At 40.5% G+C, this 26,014-nt stretch carries 15 protein-coding genes and 2 pseudogenes; 11 read left to right on the plus strand and 6 right to left on the minus strand.

Annotated elements, in window-relative coordinates:
• The first annotated feature begins 4 nt into the window (after positions 1 to 4).
• The 8 genes and pseudogenes from V7K44_RS30560 (at position 5) to V7K44_RS30595 (ending at position 10,655) form a co-directional block, all read left to right on the plus strand.
• Complete coding sequence (locus V7K44_RS30560) at positions 5 to 2,284, plus strand: M48 family metalloprotease (protein ID WP_334937424.1); 2,280 nt, start codon at positions 5 to 7, stop codon at positions 2,282 to 2,284.
• Between the two features lie 707 nt (positions 2,285 to 2,991).
• Positions 2,992 to 3,504, plus strand: a complete 513-nt coding sequence (locus tag V7K44_RS30565) for an RNA recognition motif domain-containing protein (protein WP_289795357.1) — start codon at positions 2,992 to 2,994, stop codon at positions 3,502 to 3,504.
• 477 nt (positions 3,505 to 3,981) lie between these two features.
• Positions 3,982 to 4,422, plus strand: coding sequence for a SufE family protein (locus V7K44_RS30570; protein ID WP_334937427.1), 441 nt, complete (start codon positions 3,982 to 3,984; stop codon positions 4,420 to 4,422).
• Between the two features lie 89 nt (positions 4,423 to 4,511).
• Positions 4,512 to 5,421 (plus strand): annotated as a pseudogene (locus tag V7K44_RS30575) (alpha/beta fold hydrolase).
• Positions 5,422 to 5,878: 457 nt separating this feature from the next.
• On the plus strand, positions 5,879 to 6,850 hold the full coding sequence (locus V7K44_RS30580) for a CobW family GTP-binding protein (RefSeq protein WP_334937429.1): 972 nt from the start codon (positions 5,879 to 5,881) through the stop codon (positions 6,848 to 6,850).
• A gap of 461 nt (positions 6,851 to 7,311) precedes the next feature.
• Positions 7,312 to 8,370: a WD40 repeat domain-containing protein gene (locus tag V7K44_RS30585; RefSeq protein ID WP_334937431.1), complete on the plus strand. Its 1,059-nt coding sequence runs from the start codon at positions 7,312 to 7,314 to the stop codon at positions 8,368 to 8,370.
• 78 nt (positions 8,371 to 8,448) lie between these two features.
• A complete protein-coding gene (locus V7K44_RS30590) occupies positions 8,449 to 8,721 on the plus strand; it encodes a hypothetical protein (protein WP_334937433.1) in 273 nt (90 codons plus the stop codon).
• A gap of 329 nt (positions 8,722 to 9,050) precedes the next feature.
• Positions 9,051 to 10,655 (plus strand): NAD(P)H-quinone oxidoreductase subunit N, encoded by a 1,605-nt coding sequence (locus V7K44_RS30595; protein WP_334937435.1) that lies wholly within the window; start codon positions 9,051 to 9,053, stop codon positions 10,653 to 10,655.
• 86 nt (positions 10,656 to 10,741) lie between these two features.
• Here V7K44_RS30595 and V7K44_RS30600 read toward each other — a convergent pair whose 3' ends face one another.
• The 4 genes and pseudogenes from V7K44_RS30600 to V7K44_RS30615 form a co-directional block, all read right to left on the minus strand.
• Positions 10,742 to 12,133: an ATP-binding protein gene (locus V7K44_RS30600; protein ID WP_334937437.1), complete on the minus strand. Its 1,392-nt coding sequence runs from the start codon at positions 12,131 to 12,133 to the stop codon at positions 10,742 to 10,744.
• 86 nt (positions 12,134 to 12,219) lie between these two features.
• The gene (locus V7K44_RS30605) at positions 12,220 to 12,762 is read right to left on the minus strand and encodes a methanogen output domain 1-containing protein (RefSeq protein ID WP_334937439.1); all 543 of its coding nucleotides are present in this window, start codon (positions 12,760 to 12,762) and stop codon (positions 12,220 to 12,222) included.
• Positions 12,763 to 13,196: 434 nt separating this feature from the next.
• Positions 13,197 to 13,452, minus strand: a pseudogene (locus V7K44_RS30610) (FIST N-terminal domain-containing protein); the annotation flags it as partial.
• A 42-nt stretch (positions 13,453 to 13,494) separates the two neighbouring features.
• The gene (locus V7K44_RS30615; protein ID WP_334937441.1) at positions 13,495 to 14,814 is read right to left on the minus strand and encodes a hybrid sensor histidine kinase/response regulator; all 1,320 of its coding nucleotides are present in this window, start codon (positions 14,812 to 14,814) and stop codon (positions 13,495 to 13,497) included.
• A 657-nt stretch (positions 14,815 to 15,471) separates the two neighbouring features.
• Between V7K44_RS30615 and V7K44_RS30620 the strand changes: the two genes are divergently transcribed.
• Both V7K44_RS30620 and V7K44_RS30625 read left to right on the plus strand, forming a co-directional pair.
• Positions 15,472 to 16,440, plus strand: a complete 969-nt coding sequence (locus V7K44_RS30620; RefSeq protein WP_334937443.1) for a terpene synthase family protein — start codon at positions 15,472 to 15,474, stop codon at positions 16,438 to 16,440.
• A 166-nt stretch (positions 16,441 to 16,606) separates the two neighbouring features.
• Entirely contained in the window at positions 16,607 to 17,998 is a 1,392-nt protein-coding gene (locus V7K44_RS30625) for a cytochrome P450 (protein WP_334937445.1), read from the plus strand.
• Positions 17,999 to 18,168: 170 nt separating this feature from the next.
• On the opposite strand, the gene V7K44_RS30630 is transcribed toward V7K44_RS30625, so the two are convergent.
• Both V7K44_RS30630 and V7K44_RS30635 read right to left on the minus strand, forming a co-directional pair.
• Positions 18,169 to 23,844 carry an ATP-binding sensor histidine kinase gene (locus V7K44_RS30630; protein WP_334937447.1) on the minus strand — a complete coding sequence of 1,892 codons (5,676 nt, stop codon included), beginning with the start codon at positions 23,842 to 23,844 and terminating at the stop codon, positions 18,169 to 18,171.
• 389 nt (positions 23,845 to 24,233) lie between these two features.
• Positions 24,234 to 24,869: a response regulator gene (locus V7K44_RS30635; protein WP_334937449.1), complete on the minus strand. Its 636-nt coding sequence runs from the start codon at positions 24,867 to 24,869 to the stop codon at positions 24,234 to 24,236.
• Between the two features lie 234 nt (positions 24,870 to 25,103).
• Here V7K44_RS30635 and lipA point away from each other — a divergent pair, with 234 nt between their 5' ends.
• On the plus strand, positions 25,104 to 26,006 hold the full coding sequence (gene lipA, locus V7K44_RS30640) for a lipoyl synthase (protein WP_334937451.1): 903 nt from the start codon (positions 25,104 to 25,106) through the stop codon (positions 26,004 to 26,006).
• Positions 26,007 to 26,014: the final 8 nt, after the last annotated feature.

The following is a 26,014-nucleotide window of genomic DNA, read 5'->3' on the forward strand; positions in this document are numbered from 1 at the left end:
TTGTATGCCTTCACACGCCAAACCGTCTTTGGAGGCTGGTTTAGTTGCCCTCAAGCAGGGGAATTACCAAACAGCGATCGCCCAACTAGAACCTATTGCTAGCAGCCAAAATAATGGCACTGCTAGCTTACAAGCTCAGGTTGGTTTAGTGATGGCTTATGCTCGCACTGGCGAAGTTCCCAAAGCGATCGCTATTTCCCAGAATCTCATTGAGAGTAACAATCCGCAAGTTCAAGAGTGGGCAACACGCGCTCTCGAACACCTGACAAAACGTAAAAAAACCGAGCGAGAATCAAAAAAAGTCGAAACTGGATTTGTTCCCTTTGAAAATTCAACACCAGATTCAATACCAGATTCAACCCCCATTACTCCCCTGGAAACTGCTACATCAGAGGAAAAACCGAACGAGCAAGTAATAGAAACCAAAAGCGACGACATCCCGCCGATGGTGCCACTAGCTAGACTCAAAGCTACATTAGCGACACCGCCACCACCACTGGCTGCACCTTTAAGCGGCTTCATGGGTTCTGTTACGCGCACCCAAGCCAAATTATTCGGTGTTATTTACTGGCGACAAGCACAACGTGCCAGAGCATGGCAACCACTACGTAAACCAAAATTAATTCCCTTGCGGCTACTTTCAGCCGGAACATTTATCGCCCTGTTTTGGGCGATCCGAGAAATCCTCAAGTTAGCATTGGGATTAATCAACCAGACTTTAGTTAAACTACCTTATCTAGAGCCGATACAGTTTTTATACCAAGATCCTACTCAACTGTTGCTAATCGCATTGGTGATTTTAATCGGGGTATCACCTTGGTTGCTGGATTTGCTACTGGCGAATTTGTATGGTCAGCGAGAATTTCCGAAAGATGTATTGAATACCCACAGCCGCGAAGCTGTTCGGGTGCTACAACGTTGTTCTCAACAGCGGCACTGGCCGTTACCCAAACTGCGGGTTTTACCAACGGCTGCACCAATTATTCTGACTTATGGTAGTTTACCACGTAATGCCAGGATTGTTGTCAGTCAAGGGCTATTAGAGCAGTTAGCAGATGATGAAATCGCCATTATTTACGCCACGCAGCTAGGGCATATTGCTCACTGGGATTTTGCTGTAATGTCTTTGTTGCTGCTGGTGACACTACCAACTCATAAGCTATATCAGCAAATGTCGGAGTTGGGAGACAAAATATCAGCGAAAATTTGGCGCTGGCCGGTGACAGTTCTGGCGAGTCTAATTTATGGAATTTGGTGTTTGCTGACTGGAACTGCATTGTGGTTGTCGCGGTTGCGGCTTTATTATAGCGATCGCGTCGCCGCTGAAATTACTGGTAATCCCAATGCCCTGATTCGCGCTTTACTCAAAATCGCCATTGGCATTGCCGCTGATATCCAAAAACAAGAACACACCAGTTGGCAACTAGAAAGCTTAAATCTTTTAACACCAGTCAGCTACCAACAGAGTTTATCTTTGGGTACTATTGCCAGTAATTTATCTTTTGAATCCTTTTTGAACTGGGATACTGCCAATCCCTATCGCCGATGGTTTACGATTAATAATACCCATCCTTTAATGGGCGATCGCATCGAACGCCTCTGTCAAATAGCCCGTCACTGGCATCTAGATACCGAACTACATTTTGCTAGCGTTCCATCAAAGGTTAAGCGTCAGTCTTTTCTATTACAAGTCGCTCCCTGGTTGGGAATTCCTCTAGGGGTTCTGTTTGCAGCTTTCGTCTGGCTAACCTGGCAACTAGCATTCACACTCAAGTTTTTAAACCTAAAGTGGATATATGAAGATTGGTCTTTCATTACAGGCTGCCTTCTGATTGGCTTTAGCATCGGTACTGTGATGCGGATTAATTCTTTCTTCCCCGATATTAAACCTGCCACCGTACAAACTGACGACAGCTTACCCAACCTGTTAGCTGACCCTTCTGCCTTACCTATTGATAGCGTCAGCGTGCGTCTTGTGGGTAAATTATTAGGTCGTCAAGGTACTAGTAACACTCTAGCGCAAGATTTAATTTTGCAATCCAGCGCAGGTTTGGTGAAATTGCACCACATTTCTTGGCTAGGACAGTCAGTCAATCACCAGGATCTAATCGGGCGGCAAATTATTGTCACAGGTTGGTTCCGGCGAGGAGCAACACCTTGGATCGATATCCAAACCCTAGAAACTCAAAGTGGTAAAACCATTCATAGCCCTCATCCCATTTGGTCTACTTTTTTAGCTGTTGCAGCACAGGCTTGGGGCGCATACGTCTTTCTAACTGGTTAGTCATTGGTCACTTGTACTGAGTTTCGACTGCGCTCAACTACCGCGTAGTCGTTGGCGCAGTCTCTCGTAGAGAAGTATTAGTCACATTAGTCATTGACAAGGGACAAAGGACAAATTGGAATGTAAACAAAAGTTGCAGGTTTTCTTAAAAAGTGTTACATTTATTTACACAAACAATAGCAACCGACATAACTCAGTATCACCACTTAGTTATAGATTTAGGTGCTTTTTCCCCGCTCTATACCTTTTTATCCTCCCAACACAGCAGCAAATTAACCAGCCAGTGGCTGGTTTTTGTTTCAAAATATGCTCACTTGAATAAAAAAATGTGTTTTATGTTACGATGCAGTAATACTAATGCCAACAAGATATGCGCTAAACTAGCTACGTAGAAAATACCGTGGTAATGTAAGGAATGGTATTTGATTCTGCGAAAAAGGGCATAGAAGAAAGCGTGTACTTTAGCAGGCAATAGGCTATTAAATTTACAATTCTTAGAATTAAGGTGTTATTAGCTCACCATAGTGTGAGCCTTTGGATTAAACAAGCTTGATCCCGACGAAAAACTGTATTGTTGTATAAGTTGACAGTTTCGAGCAAAAAAATTGGTTTATGGCAGTCTTGGTCAATAGCATCTATTTAAAAGCCAAAGCTAAGTGATTGTTTTCTTGCCTTGCCATGTTCATTCAACTCTGGAGGTATAGTTCATGTCCGTTCGCCTATATATAGGTAATTTGCCTAAAGATGAAATAGATCGTCAAGATCTGCAAGCCGTTTTTGCAGCAGAAGGTGATGCTGTAACTACTAAATTAATTAAAGACCGCAAAACTGGCAAATGCCGTGGTTTCGGTTTTCTTACAGTCAACAATGACGAACAAGCTGACGAAATTATTGAAAAGTATAATGGTCAGATGTTCAAAGACACTCCCATTAAGCTAGAGAAGGCATTACCTCGGACAAAGGGTGAAGAGGGCGACGAGCAAGCTCCTAAACCAGTTACTCTTGCTAGTACTAGTAATAGTACCCCGACTCCTAGCCCTAACAGAGAAGGTAGCCGTCGTGAGAAAAGCTCTAAAAAGCCTCGTCGTGGCGGCGGTGGCGGAGGTTCTCGCGAAACCAGCACTACAACCACCGATTCAGACGCTATTCGTCCAGATCCTCGTTGGGCTTCGGAATTAGAAAAGCTGAAGCAGATGCTAGCTGCACAAACTACGAATTAATCCTTAAGGGAGAGAAGTTAAAAATTAAAAATCAGAATTTTTTTTTGATTTTTAATTTTTAATTGTTGATAATTATCTAGCTGCTTAGTTTAATGAACTTGCAGCTAATTTTGTAAATAAGTAGGTGCAGCTAGACGTAGGCATCGAATTGTCGAATCGTGGAGAATTGAGGGTTGAAATTTAAACGCAGAGGAAGGCAAAGGTAAGCGCAGAGGCACGCAGAGAATATGCTACAAATTAATAAAATTTTTACTTAGAAGAAAATTAAGTTTTTGTGATTAGACGCATGAAAAAATCTGGACGATGGGGATGCGATGCCTACGGCGGGCTACGCCTACGCAGTCATTATCTAGATTTGACGAGTTATAGTCAATAATGGCAATTATGGCTAGCTGAGATCGCAAGGTGAGACGGAGGCGCGATCGCTTTCAAGATAATCTACACTCAAGGTGATACCGATCGTTTGCAGCTTCTGTTATGTCCTCAATTCTAGATTCTTTGCCACCTGCGCTCGCTAAAATTGTCCAGCGCTTTCAACGCGCTTCCGAACCGAAGCGACGCTACGAACAGCTAATCTGGTATGCTCAGAAGCTCAATGAGTTCCCAGAAGTTGATAAATTACCCGAAAATAAAGTTCCTGGTTGCGTGTCTCAAGTTTATATCACAGCAGCCTTGGATGACGGTAAGGTTGTGTTTCAGGGCGATTCCGATTCCCAGTTAACAAAAGGATTAGTAGGGCTTCTGGTTGAAGGACTGTATGGACTAACGCCAACTGAGATTGTCCAACTTACCCCAGATTTTATTCAAGAAACAGGTTTAAATGTTAGCCTGACACCTTCCCGTGCTAATGGATTTTACAACATTTTTAAAACCATGCAAAAAAAAGCATTGGAATGTAAGTTAGATTTACCTAACTAAACTTGGTTATTTTAGTCATTTGTCATTAGTAATTGGTCATTAGCAAAGGACAAATGACAAATAAGGTACAACTACCAAAATTTAGTCTTATGTCAACAAATTTATTATCTACCCCTGCTACTGGCTTTGGTGGAGTGGTTCAAGAATATCTCTGGAATTGGGAAAATCAGCAATTGCGCGTTGTTTATGAAACCCTTGGTAAAGGTTCACCGTTATTGCTACTACCATCTTTCAGCAGTGTTTCGACGCGTTTGGAAGTCGGCGAACTTGCCAAGTTACTAGCTCCCAATTTTCAAGTTGTAGCTATAGATTGGCCTGGATTTGGTGAATCTTCTCGCCCTAGTTTGGATTACCGACCGGAAATATATCAGCACTTTTTGGAAGATTTTGTCAAAGCTATTTTTAATACTCCTGTTACTGTGATCGCGGCTGGTCATGCTGCTAGTTACGTTTTACAACTAGCTGTGAAGCGAGCTGCTTTTTCACAAATTTTGTTGTTAGCTCCTACTTGGCGTGGTCCTTTGCCGACAATGGGGGCAAGTCAGCAGATAGCTGGTTTTGTGAGAAGATTGGTGCGATCGCCTATACTTGGTCAAGCTCTCTACAAACTCAATACTGCCCCATCTTTATTAAGTTTTATGTATCGCCGTCATGTCTTTACTGACGCGGCTAACAATTACACCCAGTTTCATTGAGAAGAAGTGGCAAACAACTCAACAACCAGGAGCGCGATTTGCTTCTGCTGCCTTTGTAACTGGTAATCTTGATGCTGTACACGCACAATCTGATTTTTTGGAACTTGTGCAGTCTTTAACCGTACCGCTCATGGTAGTAATTGGGGAATCTAGCCCTCCCAAATCACGAGAAGAAATGAACGCTTTAGTAGCCTTACCAGGAGTGAGAAGCGTTGTCATTGCTGGTTCTCTGGGGCTGCATGAAGAATACCCAGCAGTTGTTTTAGAAGCAGTTCAAGATTTTTTGTTATCCCCAGAAAATTAAATTTTCACATTGCACTTTGATGCGAGACTAAGATTATATAACTAGCCCTTTCAAGATGGGTAAAAATATTGGTCAATAGAATTCTTTTAAACCGCAGAGGCGCAGAGGACACAGAGAGAAGCAAATGCAGTTATCGCACTTTTTGCTCTCTGCGATAGCCTGCGGCAAGCCGCTTTGCGTCTACGTAAAAAAATGACTTTGACAAAGAGTGCTAACTTTAACCCAACCGTATTGACCGCAGTGTGGGTTGGCTTGTATGCAATATTCCTATCAGGCTAGTTCAACTTGTGAACATTTATTACTTATTACAGATGCATAAAAATCAAATGTTTGGTGATTAAATTATGTGATTATTTTGCTGAAATCCAAAATAACAGCAAGTTCGCACAAAAATATAAAAAGATTTATCATAGGCGAAAATGATTATCCATAAGGTGAGACAAGAGGAATTTAGAGTATGGTGGCTGACGTAATCAACAATTCAGTTCCCGTTACTGTTCTTACAGGCTATTTGGGAGCAGGTAAAACGACTCTACTCAATCACATCCTCACCTACGAACATGGCAAAAAAGTTGCTGTGATTGTCAATGAATTTGGGGAAGTGGGTATTGATAATCAATTGATTATCGATGCAGATGAAGAAATATTTGAAATGAACAATGGCTGTATCTGTTGTACAGTGCGCGGCGATTTAATTCGCATCATTGGCAATTTGATGAAGCGACGCGATAAATTTGACCATTTAGTAATTGAAACAACTGGACTAGCCGATCCTGCGCCAGTGATTCAAACATTTTTTGTGGATGAAGATTTGCAAAGTCAACTGTCTCTAGATGCTGTGGTGACAGTCGTAGATGCCAAGCATATTTGGCAGCACTGGGATGCAGACGAAGCACAAGAACAGATTGCTTTTGCCGATGTAATTTTACTTAATAAAACAGATTTGGTAGCGCCGGAAGAGTTGGATGAATTAGAAAAGCGGATTCGGGCGATGAATGCGATCGCAAAAATTTACCGCACCCAAAATTCTGAACTAGGAATGGATGCTTTATTAGGTGTCAAAGCCTTTGATTTAGAACGCGCATTAGAAATCGATCCAGATTTCTTAGGCGAAGATGCCCACGTACACGATGAAACTGTATTTTCTGTAGCTTTAGTAGAAGCGGGTGCAGTTGATGAAGAAAAATTAAACGCTTGGCTTTCGGAGTTACTGCGTACTCAAGGGCCAGATATTTTTCGGATGAAAGGCATTTTAAATATTGCTGGAGAAGATAATCGATTTGTATTCCAAGGAGTACACATGATATTTGATGGCAAACCCGATCGCCCCTGGAAAGCAAGCGAAACCCCTAAAAACGAACTAGTTTTCATCGGTCGCAACCTTGATGCAGCCAAACTCAAGCAAGATTTTCTCGCTTGTCTAGTTTAAAAGAGTATTGGGGACTGGGGATTGGGTATTGGGTATTGGGAAAGATTCACCCCCTAGTTCCCGTCCCCAGTCCCCGTCCCCAGTCCCCGTCCCCAGTCCCTACGGTGTACACACAAGTCTGAAATAGCTGATTAACCAAGATTTTACCCCACCCTAACCCTCCCCTTATAAACCTATCCATTAGTCACATCTTTATTTACAATCTTGAAACGCTTGTTCTGTCGGCATCTTGAACACTGAGGTGTCAAACATACTTGACAGATTGGCTCTTAGCCTTATCGCTAAAATTAGGTTTTTATTGAGAATTGATGACGAACTAATCAGGGTTAGAAAAAGCGTGAGTGAATACTCTCGCAAATGTTAAGAAAGATCCGGGTAATGGATAGCCTTTATAAGGGGGGTAATTTGATTTGTGTGTACACCGTAAGTCCTTAGTCCCCAGTACCCAGTACCCAATAAATATGAACTCCACAACCAAATCTAAGGAATTTGAACAACACTATTCGGGGACACTTTCAGATTATGTAACTGCGATCGCTTGGTCGCCACAAGGTCAAACTTTAGCAGCAACTTCTGCCGTCGGCGAAGTAGTTCTGTGGAATGATGGCGAACTCACAAGCTTACAAACTGGTAATGGTAAATCAGTAGACTGTCTCGCCTTTTCACCAGATGGCAAATTTTTAGCCGTTGGTGGACAAGATGGACAGGTGAAAATTTGGCGCGATACTGAATTAATCGCCACGTTAGAAAATGCCCCTGCATGGGTTGACAAGCTAGCTTGGAATTACACCAGTAACCAACTGGCTTTTAGTTTGGGGCGTTACGTTCAAGTTTGGGATGCAGATACTCGTGAAATTGTTGTAACGCTGAATTTTGACAATTCTTCAGTATTGGGTATAGATTGGCGCATTGATGGACAATACTTAGCCATTAGTGGTTACAAAGGAGTCAAGATTTGGCATAGTCAAAACTGGGATGAAGAACCATACAGCTTAGATATGACTACTGTCAGTTTAGCGATGGCTTGGTCGCCCGATGGCAAATTCCTGGCTTCTGGCAACATGGATCGCAGTGTTACCGTTTTAGAATGGAACAACCCCGATCCTTGGGTAATGCGTGGCTTCCCCGGTAAAATTCGCCAATTGGCATGGTCAGAAGCTATGACCAAAGTAGGTGCGCCAATACTCGCATCTTCTAGCGTTGAAGGGATTGTCGTGTGGGAAAAGTTAGAGGATGATTCTTTAGGTTGGGAAGCACGAGTATTAACAAATCATGTGGGTGTAATCAATGCGATCGCCTTTGCACCCAAAAGCTTCCTTCTCGCTTCTGCGGCGGCTGACGGTTGGTTGTGTTTGTGGAACAAAGCCAAGGAAGTATCCCAAATTATCACAGGTGTCTCAGCAGGATTTTCTAGCCTAGCTTGGCATCCCCAAGGTAAGTTATTGGCCGCAGGGGGTGAACAGGGCGAATTACTTGTATGGTCAAAGGTTTTGCGGGGTCAAGGATTCGGGCGTAGTTAAGCAATATTTGGTAATTAAAATTGAAGCTGGGCAATTTATTAGCTATGCTGTATCAGCAAAGCTATCTTTGTGTGAATTATGAAAATTGTCAAACTGATTTTACTCGCCTGTCCCGCATTTCTGGTATCCATGCTGCTGGTAGTCAATCCAGCAAACGCATCTAGCCTAAAATCTACATACGCTACCCAAATTCTGATGGTAGTATCTACACAACAAATTCCCGATCTGGCAACACCAAATTTGATTCAAACATCTCATCCGATTATCGATCGAGTTGGTTGCAATTGTGCCAACTGTGTTCAGTCTAAATTTCAGTCGCTACAAGGCAAGCTGCCATCAGTCGGTTTTTAATAAAGTTAGGAGTTATGAATATTCTTGGGGCACAGCAATGCTGTGCCCTTATTAATTTTATAAGCTTTTTGTACGTAACTATTGCACTGGTTGCAGCATAATTATTGATCGTATTCGCTAAAGTTCACGCCTGAAAAACGAAGTAGGAAGGTTGTTAAGTGAATCCCTGGATACTGAGAAAGCTGCTGGTAAAGTAGTAAGGTTGGTGCGATAGTTATTTGCATCCAAGCTGTTAAGCTCTTGTTAAAAGAGCTAGTCCGGGGATTAGAAAACTTGCTAGAGTGAACAGAGTTAGCCTTAATGTCTAATCGCCAAAACCTATACATCTCATGGATTTTGCTAATATTGCATCCCAGCTAAACGCTGGAACGATTTTACCAGAGGGGATTGTTATTCTCACCCTCTTGGGGGTTTTGATAGTTGATTTGATTTTGGGGCGTACATCCGCACGCTGGATTGGATATCTAGCGATCGCAGGTTTATTTGCTTCGATTGTCGCCCTATATTTTCAATGGGACTCTCCTAATCCCATCGGTTTTACCGGTAGCTTTAACAGTGACGACCTGAGTATTGTCTTTCGCGGTATTATTGCCTTGTCTGCGATCGCCACTATACTGATGTCAATTCGCTACGTTGAGCAGAGCGGCACTGCTTTAGCCGAATTCATCGCTATTTTGCTGAGTGCTACTTTAGGAGGGATGTTTTTATCCGGGGCTAGTGAGTTGGTGATGATTTTCATCTCCCTAGAAACCCTGAGTATTTCCTCTTACTTGTTGACAGGTTATACCAAGCGTGACCCCCGCTCCAATGAAGCGGCGCTGAAATACTTGTTAATTGGGGCTTCCAGCACGGCAATATTTTTGTACGGTGTATCACTGCTGTATGGACTATCGGGAGGACAAACCGAACTTAGTGCGATCGCTAATGGTATTGCCACAGCGAAAGTCGGTCAATCTTTAGGTTTAGTGATTGCCCTGGTTTTTGCGATCGCGGGTATTGGCTTTAAAATCTCCGCTGCACCCTTCCACCAGTGGACACCAGACGTTTACGAAGGCGCTCCCACCCCAGTCATCGCCTTTTTATCTGTCGGTTCCAAAGCAGCTGGGTTTGCCTTAGCCATCCGCTTGCTGACAACAGCCTTCCCACTTGTTGCTGACGAGTGGAGGTTTGTCTTCACAGCTCTAGCCGTTCTCAGCATGATTTTGGGTAACGTAGTCGCCCTAGCCCAAACCAGCATGAAACGGATGCTAGCTTATTCATCCATTGCCCAAGCTGGGTTTGTGATGCTTGGCTTGATTGCTGGTACACAGGCGGGCTATGCCAGTATGATATTTTACCTACTGGTTTACCTGTTCATGAACCTGTGTGGCTTTACCTGCATTATCCTATTCTCACTACGCACCGGAACCGACCAGATTGCCGAATACTCTGGGTTATATCAAAAAGACCCACTCCTAACACTGGCGTTGAGTATCTCCCTGCTTTCCTTGGGTGGTATTCCACCATTGGCTGGGTTCTTCGGCAAAATTTACTTATTCTGGGCTGGTTGGCAAGCAGGACTTTATTGGTTAGTTTTGTTGGGCTTAATTACCAGCGTCGTCTCCATCTACTACTACATTCGCGTAGTTAAGATGATGGTAGTCAAAGAACCCCATGAAATGTCCGACGCAGTGAAGAATTATCCCCAAGTGCGTTGGGATTTGCCTGGGTTAAGACCTTTGCAGGTTGGGTTGGTGGTAACATTAATTGCCACCTCCATAGCAGGGATTTTGTCAAATCCACTGTTTACATTGGCTAACAATTCCATTTCCCATACCCCATTTTTGCAAGCAACAATCAACAGTAATGTAAAAGCACAAAATCTCCTGCTTTTACCAAAATCAGATTCGGTTAGTCAGTCTCAATCCTCAGTTGATTCTACTGCCAAGATATAACCGAGTATCAACCATACTTTGTACTCAAAAACACGCCTGTTTGCAAATTAGCAGACAGGCGTTGTCATATCTTTATAACTGAAATTTTATGAGACTAATTGAATAGGTATCTTAATTACAAATTCTGCACCTTTTCCTGGAACAGAAAAACAGTTAAGTTGCCCGTTATGTTTTTCAACTATAATCTGATAGCTTATATATAGACCTAATCCAGTACCTTTGCCCACAGTTTTAGTGGTAAAAAACGGATCGAATAGCTTTGAGCGAACTTGTTCATTTATCCCCAAACCATTATCAGCAATACTAACCACTATCCATTTTTCATCGAGTAGCTCAGTTTTAATTTGAATTTGGGGATTATTATTTATCAGTTTTTGACTTTCAGCTTTTTGTGTATTTACTTCTGAATACTGGCTGTTGAGTGCCGATGCTTCCAATGCATCAATCGCATTAGCAAGAATATTCATAAACACTTGATTGAGTTGACCAGGATAGCAAGTTACATTTGGTAGTTGACTATATTTTTTGATGACTTTGATTTCTGGATACTCATGCCTGGCTTGCAGGCGATGCTCCAAAATCATCAAAGTACTATCAATTCCTTCATGGATATTGACTTGCTTAAGTTCTGCTTCATCCAGCCTGGAAAAATTACGTAGTGATTTAACAATTTCCTGAATGCGTTCTGCTCCCACTTGCATTGATTGGAAGAGTTTGGTTATATCTTGAATCAAAAAATCTAAATCTATTTCTTCTACTTGCTGTTGGATTTCTGGAAGAGTATTTGGAAAAGCTTGTTGATAAACTTCCACCAATTTCAGTAAATCTTGAGTATATTTATGGGCGTGGTGAAGGTTCCCGTAAATAAAACTCACAGGGTTATTAATTTCATGGGCGATACCAGCGACCATCTGACCTAAACTAGACATTTTCTCAGCTTGGATAAGCTGAGTTTGAGTAAGCTGTAGTTCATTTAGTGTGTCTTGTAAAGCAGTTGTACGTTCCTCAACCCGAATTTCTAGCTCTTGATTCGCTTTCTTAAGCGCTTCCTCTGCTTGTTTTCGTCTCTGAACTTCTTTGGCTAACTCATCAATTTTTTCGTTCAACAGAACGAAATTACTACTGGCTAAAACTCTATTTTCCAAGCGTAAGAGAATTAAAGCTGAAGATTCAGGAGACCACGGTTGAATAACTGCTCCTTGACTACGACATATTAACGTTTGTCCATCATTCATTCGTAAAGTCAAAGAGCCAATCACCATTGCCCTACTACTAGAACAAGCTTGTAAATACTTTACAATATCGTTGCTAGACTCAGTTACGAGTTCAAAGAGCATTCTTCCCCGCAGTTCTTGACGGCGTAACCCCAGCATATCTGCTACTGGTTGATTCGTCGCTAACAACTGACCCTCTGCACTTACCAGAAGTAAAGGTTCTGGTAAAACTCTGGCAAATTCAAGAAATTGTTCAGGAGTCATGGAACTTCCACTTTCACGGTTTGACTCTACTTTACATATCTGCACTAAGCTTAATCCTGGAGTTATTTTGTTTGATGGTGAAGGATTTACACAGATTCTAGTCCCCTAAAGTATTCTCGACCTTCTGCATCTTCTGCTTCTTCTGTAAGTTTTAAGTAAACAATAACTCTACATCCAGGATCGCCCTGTGCTATGGTTTCTTGCAATTCTACTTTCGCATATCCCAGATTATTAGCTGCGATCGTTCCAAAAACGTTTGAAGTCATCATGCACATGGCGGGGCGATTAAGTACTTTGTCGCCAAATGGGCAAATACGGTTGCCAAAGACAATTTTTTCATCATTCTGCTCAATAACATAAAAATCGCCCTGGATTCGTTTTTTTAAATCAATCAAGACATCAGCTACCTGCTTACGAGAAAGGTGAGAGATTTCCAAGGCAGATTTATAATCTTGGTTAATCTGCCTTCCCATTCTTTCACCAACAACGCTAATAAATCCCGAAGCTTCTTCTAAACCAACTACATCCTGCAAAGTACCAGATAATTCTCTGATTAGTGTACGTAAAAATATATCGCGTTCTAAAGAAAGATTAAGCGTAGCTATTGACTGCTTGGGTACATCGATCATAAATTTGGAGGATACAATCTAAGAAGTACAGTTATAAGTAGAGCGGTGTGAATAATTCAAGGTTTGTAGTGTTCGGGAAGCGTCTCGCAGAGAGCGCTGCGCGAGCACTACGAACTAATCTCAATATTGTTTACATTACTTAATCTAGTTTGATTTATTCTCACCGACTTACTTAGAGTTCCCCAAAATGTCCCTAAAGTAACTACTTAATATTTTTAATATTTTTATTCTGAGAATTTAATGTTTCTTTTGGTTCTAATTAAAAATAATCTCCATAACAAATTCTGAGCCTTCTCGTTGTGACAGTTTACGGTTTTGCATACTTTCTTCTAGGTTAAGTCCCCATTATCCTTTCTAACCCTCCTTAAACAGTGGGGAATTAGCTCGATTCTTAAAAAGTTAGCCAGCAAAATATTAAGTGTTTTCCCCATGAATAGTTCGTCTGAACAAAACAACATCAATGTGATTGAGTCTTGCTGAAACTCTAAGACTGAATAAATTTCTCCATCTGTTATTCCACCAATCAACTCAATCCCTGAAAAAACCCGATCGATTTGCTGCAGAGAGAATGATCAAAATCAATTGCAGCAAAAATAATCCTAGCTTTTGGTATATCTCCTGCAAGAGAACTTCTTCAACTGCTGCTAGAGAATCTGGATCGTTACTGTAACCTACTACTGCCTTGAACATAAATTCATTTATTATGTTGATAAACGTAAATTACTATAATTATTAAATGGGAAGTTTAATGATAAACTCTGAACCTTGATCTATTGATGAACTTACCTCTAGAGTTCCTCCATGTTTTTCGACAACAATTTGACGAGCAATTGATAACCCTAATCCTGTACCTTGACCCACAGGCTTGGTGGTGAATAAATAGTCAAAGATTTTTTGTTGGACATCAGCCGACATTCCTACGCCATTATCTTTAATCCTAATCAAGATATAATTTTTATCTTCAGTAAGAGTAGTTTGAATCAAAATTTGATTAGGATTTGCTTCAATCTCCATATAGGTAAGTCCTACATTAGATTCCTCTAAAGCATCAATAGCATTAGCTAATAAATTCATAAACACCTGATTGAGTTGTCCGATAAAGCATTCTAATTCTGGCAATATATCATAATCTCTAATTACTTGAATATCGGGTCGATCTTCGGATGCTTTTAAACGGTGTTTGAGAATCATAATTGTACTGTCTATGCCATCATGAATATTGCAATAAACTTTGCGATCGCTATCTGCTCGAGAAAAGGTTCTCAAGCTGGTACTAATGTTACGAATGCGCTGAACTCCCTCTTTCATTGAGGAAATTAAATTAGGTAGATCGGCAAGTACATACTTCAAATCTATCGCTGCAATTTCCTCTTGAATTTCTGGAACTGGATTAGGATAGTGCTGCTGATAGAGGTCAATAATCTTAATCATGTCTTGGAAATATACTGAAGCGTGTCCAAGATTGCCATGAATGAAACCAACTGGATTATTAATTTCATGAGCAACTCCTGCTACTAATTGACCAAGGGCAGACATTTTTTCTGTCTGTACAAGCTGAAGTTGAGACTCTTGTAGGTCTTTTAATGCCCTAGATAATGCTGATGTCCTTTCTAAAACTCGTTTTTCTAAAGTTTTTGTGAGATTTCGTAATTGAATATGGGTTTTAATTCTAGCTAATAATTCTTCTTCATGAAAGGGTTTTGTAATGTAATCAACTGCTCCTATATTTAGACCCTTTACCTTACTATGAGTATCCGAATTAGCTGTCATAAAAATTACGGGTATATCACAAGTAGCTGAATTTTCTTTCAGTCTTTTACAAGTTTCAAATCCATCTATTCCAGGCATCATCACATCTAATAGAATTAAGTCAGGAAGCTGGAATTCGACCTGCTTAATTGCTCTTTCTCCATCATTTTCTGTTATAACTTTAAAGCCGATATTAGTTAATATATCAAAAACAATTTCTAAATTAGTAGTAGTATCATCTACCACTAAGATTAAACTATCTTCTGGGGTATAAAGCATTTTTACATCTGGTTGTTCATTCATATATTTAAATTAATTTTATTCATTGTTAGTTATTCCCTATTTGCCCTGCGATCGCAGCTAAGTCCCCTATATTTTATTGGCAGACTGACTGATAAATTTCTCGTGTGACAACCTTATAGTTCCCAAAAACCCTGATAACACCAACATTTTCAGACTAAATTGCCCTATGCAACCAACAGACCTATCTATCGCTACAGCATGGAAATTAACCACTCATCTGTACTTTCACTAAAGTTGAAAATCCTCTTTTATGAAGCGAGTGCTTTAAAATTAGTTATTCTTACCCTTGCCTTTTTATAAAAGTAGCGCTATCAAAGTTCAAGATTGTTGATGCCATAAGTTAATTTTTTCAGTTAGTCAACAGTATTTATCATGAGTATTTCTAGATATAAATTTTTTATCAAAAAATAGAATTCTGGATAATTTCAGTAAAGTTACGGTTATGCTTTTAAAGAAAACATTGAAGAATACTGTTTAAGTTAGGAAAGATTCAGATAGATTTATACACCACTAACAGTGATGCCAATATGATTTACACACTATATAGCATCTCGTGTTTTAGCTAATTCTTTTCAAGGAATTGTCATAGGCTCTCTATGAGTCTATTTATTTTTTCCTTTGTAATTCATGTTACTCACTTTTAACCAATATATTTCTATGAAGGAATTACTTTCCTCTGATTTATACTGTCCATTTTCATCCCATATCAATAAGCATGTTGATGTTTTGGAAGAGTATGCTTTTGAATGGGTACTACGCTTCAATCTGCTGGCAAATGAATCGTCTTATCAGCGTTTCTGCAAGGCAAAATTCTTTTTATTAGCCGCAGCTACTTACCCTTCCTGCCAGCTTGAAGAACTGAAGATTGCAAATGACTTATTGAGCTGGTTATTTATTTGGGATGACCAATGCGATTTGTCAGATTTAGGAAAACAACCTGAACTACTAAAGGGTTTTCATAATAGATTTTTGGAAATATTAAATGGGGAAGAACTTACAAATCAAGATGTACCCCTTGCTCATGCCTTAAGTAACTTAAGATATCGAATACTCGAAAGAGGAAATACGAAATGGTTTTATCACTTCCTCCATAGCTTTAAAGGCTACTTCCAAGGATGTGTCGAGGAAGCAACTAACCGTATACAGGGAGTTATACCTGATATTGACACTTATATGGCGATACGTATATTAGCCGGAGGGGTGGAGCCTGTTATCGAGTTGATTGAATTTTGCGACCATTTAATAATTCCTGATTTTGTCCGAGAACACGACATAGTGAAAGAACTAAAACTGATAGCAAATAAGGTTCTTTGCTGGGGTAACGATATTTTCTCGGCACTCAGGGAAATGGAAGATGGCGACGTTCATAATTTAGTCTTGGTACTGCATTATCAACAGAACTTGCCTTTAGTACAAGCAATCCAGCGTGCTGCTGAAATCCACGATCAAGATGTGCTAAGTATGATGAAATTAGAAGCATCTATTCCAAATTTTGGAGAAGAGGAAGATGCTGAACTCGCAAAATATATATCAGGATTGCATAGCTGGATAAGTGCCAACCTTGCTTGGTGTGCTCAATCTACTCGCTATCAGACTGCTGAAAAGTTAGAGGTAATTAAATGTTAAAAAAATTGCAAATTTCTAAGCAAAGTAGGAAACTGTTGCATTTTATTTGTACTTTTTGCTGCTTGTAGTTCTGAGATTTGAGCATTTGAACATAAAAGTGGAATAGCCACTTATTACTCTAAAAATAAGGGCGAAAAATTAGCAAATTTTCAGAATTAAACATTAAATGCAACTACCTAATCCTCTCAAAACTCCCTCTTTGCTACAAAAGCTTCAGTGGGTTACTGACCCTGTTAGCTATATGGAAAATGCAGCTCAACAGTATCCCGATATTTTTACTGGTAAAATAATCGGTTTTGGTGACACAGTAGTTTTTGTGAACCATCCCAAAGCAATCCAAGAAATTTTAACTAATGATAGAAAGAAGTTTGCTGCTGTTGGGGAACTCAACGAGATTTTGCAGCCGCTTTTGGGGAATTATTCAGTGGTAATGCTGGAGAGCGATCGCCACAAACGCCAACGACAACTGGTGACACCCTCTTTTCATGGAGAGCGGATGCAAGCCTATGGTCAGTTAATCTGTAATGTGTCTGAAAAAATCTTTAGTCAGTTACCACTAAATAAGCCCTTTTTAGCACGTAATCTAACACAGGATATATCTCAGCAAGTCATTTTACAGGCTATCTTTGGCTTGTATGAGGGAGAAAAAATTCAAAAACTTAGGCAACTATTGCCGTTGCTGTTAGAGCTTTTCCAGTCACCTTTCACTTCTAGCTTATTCTTTTTCTCATTTTTGCAACAGGATTTAGGAGCTTGGAGTCCTTGGGGAAAGTTCCTACGCAATCGAGAGCAAATTAATCAATTTCTCTACACTGAAATTGCCGAGTGTCAGCAACAACCCGATCCAGAACGCATCGATATTCTCTCTTTGCTGATATCATGTCGGGATGAAGCGGGCCAACCGATGACGGTTCAGGAGTTGCGCGATCAGTTAATAACCTTAATACTTGCCGGTTATGAAACTACAGCATCGGCAATGGCTTGGGGATTGTACTGGATTCACCAAAAGCCTTTAGTCTATGAAAAACTGCTCCAAGAACTGGACACTCTCGGTGATTCTCCAGACCCTATGAGCATTTACCGACTGCCATATCTCACAGCTGTCTGTAATGAAACCTTGCGAATTTACCCCGTTACAATGTTTTCGTTTCCCAGAGTAGTGCAAGAACCCGTTGAATTATTGGGACATCCTTTAGAGCCTGGAACTGTGCTACTTCCCAGTATTTATCTTACTCATCAGCGAGAGGATTTATATCCCCAGCCTAAGGAGTTTCAACCAGAGCGCTTTGTTGAACGTCAATTTTCTCCCTATGAATTCCTGCCTTTTGGCGGTGGTGCCCGTCGTTGTATTGGCGAGGCTTTGGCTCTATTTGAAATGAAGCTAGTATTAGCAACCGTTTTGTCACGCTATCACTTGGAGCTAGTTGATCAGCGTCCAGAGCGACCTCAGCGTCGAGGTTTTACCCTTGCGCCTTCCAGTGGAGTCAAGATGGTAATTACAGGGCGGCGGGCGCGTCAAGAGTCTTTAGTTAATATGACAACTGCACCCATACCCTAGTAGCTTGCCAGAGTTGTTTTGATCAGTCTTAGAAATCACCTAGTTTTTGTGACAAACTGGGTTTTTAAAATTGTATGTTGGGTAGAGCGGAGCAAAACTCGACAAACTTCCAAATGTTAGGTTTCGCTTTACTTAACCCAACTTTGTATTTTCAAAGAAGCGTTACTAGTCTAAATATCTGACTGTTGCATTGGGATCTCAATCACGAACTCAGTCCCCTTTCCTAATGAGGAATCACAGGTTAAACTACCCTTGTGTTTGTCCACAATAATCTGATAGCTAATCGACAACCCCAACCCCGTGCCACTTCCTACCGACTTGGTGGTAAAAAATGGGTCAAAGATTTTCTGCTGCACTGCTTTTGTCATACCAGAACCGTTATCGGCAATCCGAATTATCGCCGTATTAGAATCTGTTAGTTTAGTAAAGATGTGAATTTGTCCTACCTTAGGAGATGCTACTGAAGCGTCTATGTCGTTTGTTATTTGTTCTTTGTCATTTATCAATGATCGATGATCAATGACAAATGACTCTTCTAAAGCATCAATCGCATTACTCAGGATATTCATAAACACCTGATTTAGTTGACCAGGGTAACAATTAACTTCCGGTAATTTTCCGTATTCCTTAATAACTTCAATTTCAGCAAAATTGCTCTTTTCTTTAAGTCGATGCTGCAAAATCATTAAGGTGTTGTCTATTCCCTCATGAACATTTACAGGTTTCATCTCAGATTCATCTAGGCGAGAAAAGTTGCGTAAGCCTAAAACAATATTCCGAATCCGTGAACTCCCCACTTTCATTGAATCTAGAATCTTTGGCAAGTCTTCTGCTAGGAAATTTATATCAATCTCCTCAGCTTTCTCCTCAACTAAAGGCGAAGGAGAGGAATATTCCTGCTGGTAAAGAACTACCAAATCCAGCAAGTCTTGGACATACTCACTAGCATGATTAATATTGCCATGAATAAAGTTAATAGGGTTATTGATTTCATGGGCAATTCCCGCTACCATTTGTCCCAAAGAAGACATCTTTTCACTTTGAATCAATTGGATTTGGGTTCGTTGCAATTCTTGTAGAGCTTCTTGTAAAGAGTGATTTTTATCGTTGATTTCCTGCGTCCTTTCCTGGACTTTTTCCTCTAGCGTATGGTTGTATTCTTCCAAGCTTTCTTTAGCTTCTGCCAAATTTTTGTAGAGGATAGCATTCTCTAGGGATATTGCTGCTTGAGTAGTGAGGAGTTTGAGGACTTCCACGCGATCGCGTGTAAATGCTCCTGTCGTCAGATGATTTTCTAGGTAAAGAATCCCAATTAATTTACCTTGATTTAGAAGAGGTATAGACAATAAACTCTTAGGTTCTTCACTAATAATGTAGCTATCACCTACTAGAAAAGAAACAGCCATTGCATCATCAATAACCAAGATTTCTCTAGAGCGTTTAACATAGTTAATCAAAGTAATGGGAACATCGTAGCTTGACTCCAGACAAGTTGATGGAAACTCAGTGTAGGTATGTTCCAAATTTGAACTTGAACAAACAGCCGTGACAGTTAATGCTAAATTATCACCTTCGCTCAAAATTAAAGCGGATTTAGAGGCTCCTGCATTCTCCATAACAACTTCCATCAAAGTAGAAAGCAGTCGCTCAAGCTCGATTTCCCCAGAGAGTGCTTGAGATGCTTTGATGAATGCGGCTAAATCCAGAGAGTCAGAAATACTTGTCTTCGAGCCAATAACAGTTTGTTGATTACTCAGGGTAGATAAAGATGATATAGATGTACGATTGAAAGAAGTGCTTTCCTCGCTGGAATGGATACCCAGTTTTTCTTGCTTAAATATGGGAGCCAGTAATTGAGGATAGCGTTTTGCCAAATCGTCAACCTTGGCTAACGCTCCCCAGCGAACGTAGCTATAGTAGGCATCAGTTAGGTAAGTTTGGGCAATCTTATCTTTGTCCCACTCTAGATAAAATTTAGCCGCAAGTTCATTAGCCAGAGCTTCTTCGTTGATATACTCATGTTTTTTCGCGAGGGAGATAGCACGATCATACGATTCCATTGCTTCAATATATTGATCTCCAATTCGATGCCGTTCAGCTTCTACAAGATAATATTTATGTAAATAATTCATCGGGGCATGATGCGCCCATTTTCGCATCTTATTCTGATTGGCTTGTACTTTATCAAGAATAAGCTTTTGCTCAGAAGCAGATGCTTCAGAATACACCGCAAGTCTAGCCAATGAATCGTAAAAATGGAAAAGAGGGAAAACTAGCTGTCCTATACCACCATCTAAATACTTTTCTGCCAAAGTAGCATTTTCAACCGCTTGAGGGAACTCATGAAATGAGTAGCATAATTGCAATTTATTGTAATATAAATATAAAAGTCCTATAGCATCCTTCGTTTGAAGGTGAAGCGGTTGTATTATCTCTTCATTATATGCTTTCCCGATCAAATAACAGGGATTTACAACATTTCCTAGCAAGTTTAAAGTACTCTGCTGATATATGCTATTCCAGTTAAATACTGTTTCCTGCTTGATTTGTCTGATAGCATTGCTGTAAGTTCCTATCTCCCGTTCCAGCTCTGTCAATTCTTTACCGATGAAATATGTAGAGTAGCAATAATTGTTAAGACAGTAGGCTGCATATTCTAAATCTCCAGTTTCTAGCCCGACAGAATAAGCCTCAAGCAAAGGTTTTAATATTTCCCTACTATGCTCCTTCCAATGCCAGATAGATGTATAGAATACCATCATGATCTTAGTTTTAACTTCTTTAACATTGGATTTAACTAAAAGGTTCAAAGCTAATTTGCCAAATTGATAGCCAGATTCAATATCTCCCACTATCCCGCAGAGAATTACCCCGTAAGCAACATAGGCATAAGCAGACGAGGAAGTATTACCATATTTGAGTGACAAGTTGATTTGTTTAATAACAATCAGCGGAAATAGTTCAGGAGTGACTGAATAGGTAACAGCAGTTACAGCCGATAGAATACGCATAGCTGCTATCTGCTGGGATTGTGTCATCTCTGGTAGATTCATTAAGTCATCAATGGGTCTACCATTGAGATTTGATGTTAATTCTGCCATTGCTAACTGAATATCAGACTGACTTGGATGTTCAGGAAACTCCACTCCCAAAAGTTTCAAAAAGGTTAGGGCAGTATTTACAGCGTTCAGTGCTTGGTTCTGCGCCCCATAAGCCTGAATTTTGACTTCATAAACTTTTACTTTTTCTAGCAGTGGTTTACGTACCAACACCACTTCTGCTAATTTCTCCATCTGTTCAAAGTTGCCAGCTAAGTATGCTGCCTCTGTCGCAGTCTCATATAAAGCCAGGGTGAGATAATGTTTCGTCTCCCAACTATCACCTGCCAGCAGTTCGATGCCAGTAGTTAAATACTTCACAGCAGCGGGATAAGCTGTTGATGCTAAAGCTTTACGTCCAGCAATTAGATTCATCTGGGCTAGTTCATCTCGTTTAGCTTGAGAAAAGATGAATTCCACTGCGATATTAAACTGATTGACAAGCTCAAAAATCTTTTCTTCCTGTTCTGCAACTGGAATATTGTTCAATAACAGTAGCCCAATTTTTAAGTGAATTGGCTTTTTTTGTTCTTCGGGAATCAAAGAATAAGCGGCTTGCTGCACTCTGTCATGTACGAATTTATATTTAGGTAGCTGTAAATTAGAATTTGAAAATTGTGTAGATTCTATTCCATGAACAATGAATTCTTGATTAGTATTATCTTTTGAAAAGATGTTATAGTTCTCAGTCTGTGGTAAAACTAGCCCATCAAGTAATGCTTGCCACAAGTCTGATGCTGTATCTACTACAGATTTTTTATTGACGATCGCCAGAGTTTTTAAGTCAAACTGATTACCAATACAGGCAGCCAGCTTGAGAACTTTTTGGGTATATATTGGTAACTTTTCTATTTGCAGTCCGATAAACTCTACTACATCATCTGTAAGAACTAATTCTTTGATTTTTGAAATATCATACTGCCAATAACCAACATCTAAATTTAATACAATTAGCCCATCATCATATAAAGATTTAAGAAATTGAACGGAAAAGAAGGGGTTGCCTTTAGTTTTAGCAAACACCATCTGCGTGAGAGAAACAGCAACTACTTCAGGGCAATGAAGAGTATCAGCAATGAGATGATTCAAATCACCTTGATTTAAGGGTGCTAGAGCGATTGTATTAATAATTGCTCCTGCTTGCTCAATCTCCTGTAGTGTAAAATAAAGCGGATGTGCCTTGGAAACTTCGTTATCTCGATAGGAACCAATTAACAATAAACTCCCCTGAATTTCATACATTTGTTCTGTCCCTTCTGAAACAGAAGACAACGTGTTTTCACACATTAATAGCTGAATCAATTTCAAAGATGCCGTATCTGCCCATTGCAAGTCATCGAGAAATATAACCAGGGGATGTTCTTTCGTTGTAAAGATTTGGATAAATTTTTGAAACAGTAAATTAAACCGATTTTGGGCAGCACTGCCAGAGACTTCTGTAACCGGAGGTTGCTTGCCAACAATCTGTTCGAGTTCAGGAATGACATCAATAATCACCTGAGTTTGTGTACCCAACTCTTGCATAATTTTGACTTTCCACTGTTGAATTTGGGCATCAGTTTCTGATAGCAGTTGCCCGATTAAGTCCCGAAAGGCTTGCACTAATCCTGACAAAGGAATATCACGTTGAAACTGGTCAAATTTGCCTTTAATGAAGTAACTACGCTGCCGCACAATAGGTTTGTGGACTTCATTGACCACGGCAGTTTTGCCAATGCCAGAGAAACCTGCGACTAATATCATTTCTGTTGCCCCTTCTGTTACACGCTTAAAAGCAGCGAGTAGGGTTTCAACTTCACTTTGGCGACCGTAGAGTTTTTCGGGGATTATAAAACGGTCTGAGATGTCTCTCACACTGAGTTCAAAGGGTGCAATATTTCCTGTTTCTTGCCACTGGCTTTGGCACGCCTCCAAGTCATGTTTTAACCCCAAAGCAGTTTGATAGCGGTCTTCGGCATTTTTTGCCATCAGCTTGCTGATGATGTCAGACAAAATTGGCGGAATATTGGAGTTAATCTGACTGGCTCTTAGCGGTTGTTTGGCAATGTGAGAATAAACTAACTCCGTGGGATCTTTGCTGGTAAAGGGTAACTGTCCGGTGAGGAGTTGAAAGAAGGTGACACCGAGGGAATAAAAATCAGTGCGGTAGTCAATACCTCGGTTCATCCTTCCGGTTTGTTCTGGGGAAATGTAAGCCAGAGTGCCTTCTAGGATGTTGGGGTTCGTGAGAAACTGAATTTCTCTTGGCAGAAGGGTGGCAATACTAAAGTCGATAAGTTTGATTTCATCTGTGGTAGGGTTTATGAGGATGTTGGCAGGCTTGATATCTTTGTGAATGATGCGAGCGCGATGCAGTCTTTCCAAGGTAGAAGCAATTTTAATCGCAATGTGGAAAAACTCGTTCAGGGAAAGCCAGTTTTCCTTTTTTCCCTTGTCCTCTATTCGGCAGTTTTGGAGGGAAATACCGCCAAAATCTTCCATCACTAAGACATAGCTGTTACGGTAATTTTCTAAGCTATAGGTTTTGACTATGCCAGGAATATCGAGGTTTTTGGTGATGATATATTGATTTCGGAACTGAGCTATTTCCGCAAAGGTAGGATATTCATTCCGCATCAATTTGAGAACGACTGATTTTTGGTCTTCTTCTCTAATACCCCGATAAACCAGGGTTTTGCTGCCTGAGTAGATTTGTTCAGTAATGCGATAGCCAGGAAACGAATATAATGTATCCAATACTATTAACATTGCGGATTATGCTCATAATTATTGTTTCTATGGCTTATTATTCCCGCGCCAAGACTATCCTCATCATAAAATAGGATTTTTTGTTGAATTTGTTTGTATTATAAATATGACTTTTAATATATTTTTTTACTAAATATCTGAATCTTGAATTGTAGCGTTTCTTCGTCAAGTTAAGTACATATTAAAACCTCAACCAGAACCCCTCTCCGAACTTACGAAGAGGGAAGATAAAGTACAGCTTGACCTTAGCCCGGTAAAGCTGTACCTCACTAAATAATGATGATTTGTCAACATAAGTGTTTTTGAACTAACTATTTTTACCCGCTTTTAATCGGACACCAGGATATATGGTGTATTTTTGGCTGCGATAATAATAACGAGCACAAATACTACTTAATTTTTTGTTTAATAAAAGTCACAACCTGAGTTAGCTGTTTCTTCAAACCATCAATTTCTGCTTGCATTTTGACAATTTTCTCATTCAATGCATTAATTTCTGCCTCGGAGACTCCTCCAGTACTGGGGGTTGCGACGCTAGAGGTTGCGACGCTAGGGGCTACTACCGTACTATTGGCGATACTAGAGGTTGATAACGTGCCATTTTTGACAGTAACTCCTGCTCCTACTGGGACTAGTTCTGGGCGTGGCTGTTTCGCCTTAGCCATAGCTAACTTAATAGCGCCAATTAGTTGTTTCTGATCAAAAGGCTTGCCCAAAAATTCAAAATATTCAAATGGTTCTGTGATTTTCTCAGTCACCTCTTCCTTGCGACCAGACATGATCACTAAAGGAATTTTCCTTAACTCCGGATCGGCTTGAACTTTCTGGAAAACCTCCCAGCCACTCATTTTAGGCAACAGGAAATCCAGCATAATCAGGCTGAGTTTTTCCTGAAGAATGAAATTTAGTCCTTCCAAACCGTCTTTTGCTTCTAGTACCTCAAAATTGCCCGGAGGCAACATTTCTCGTACTTTTACCCTGACAACTGTAGTGTCATCGATAACTAAAATCTTGTTGCTTGCCACGACTGTTTGCTCTAACAGAAACTATAAGTGTAAATAGCGACTTTGCCGATTGTCCTTGAGAATCCTCCCACTATATACATAATTTCTAGCAATTGGGGGATAGTATATTTCGGTATAAATGACATTGTTAAAGGTGTTTTGCAAAACTTTTGCTTGCGCTCTTTTAAATTTGTGTCATTGTGATATTTAATCAACAGACCACTACATCTATATCCGCATCTTGCTTGGATGTCTATGATTTCGTCACAACAAGCCGAACTAAAGTCTGAAATTAAGGCAATGCCTAGCTGGTTACGTCGCCCAATTGGCAAAGCCAGTGAAATCTCTACCGTACAACGCATTATTAAGCAGCGCCAAATTCACACAATTTGTGAAGAAGGACGCTGCCCTAACCGTGGAGAGTGCTACGCCCAAAAAACTGCAACTTTTTTGCTAATGGGGCCTACTTGCACACGCTCTTGTGCTTTCTGTCAAGTAGATAAAGGTCATGCACCAATGCCTCTTGATTTAGAGGAACCTGAAAAGGTTGCCCAGGCGGTGCAGCTTTTAGGATTGCGTTATGTGGTGCTGACTTCTGTAGCCCGTGATGACTTGCCCGATCAGGGTGCAGGGCACTTTGTAGAAACGATCGCGACTATCCGCCAATTAAATCCAGAGGCTCAAATTGAAGTGCTGACCCCCGATTTTTGGGGTGGTGCTGGTGTTGGAGAGTCAGGTCAACGCCAGCGGATAGCGATGATTGTCAAAGCCAAACCAGCTTGTTTTAATCATAATATTGAGACAGTGCAACGGTTAACTAGTCCAGTGCGCCGGGGAGCCAAGTACGATCGCTCGCTCTTGGTGCTGGCTATGGTTAAAGAAATCGATTCGACAATTCCCACCAAATCAGGTTTGATGCTGGGACACGGAGAAACAGTTGATGAAGTTATCGAAGCAATGGCTGATTTAAGGGCTGTGGGATGCGATCGCTTGACTATTGGGCAGTATATGCGTCCTTCTTTAGAACATTTGCCAGTCCAAAAATATTGGACTCCAGAGGAATTCGATCGACTTGGCAGATTAGCATGGGAAATGGGATTCAACCACGTTCGTTCTGGGCCTCTGGTTCGCAGTTCCTACCATGCTGGAGAGGAGTGAAAAAGGGA

Origin of the sequence: Nostoc sp. (assembly GCF_036917235.1) — a bacterium.
Taxonomy (GTDB): Bacteria; Cyanobacteriota; Cyanobacteriia; order Cyanobacteriales; family Nostocaceae; genus Nostoc.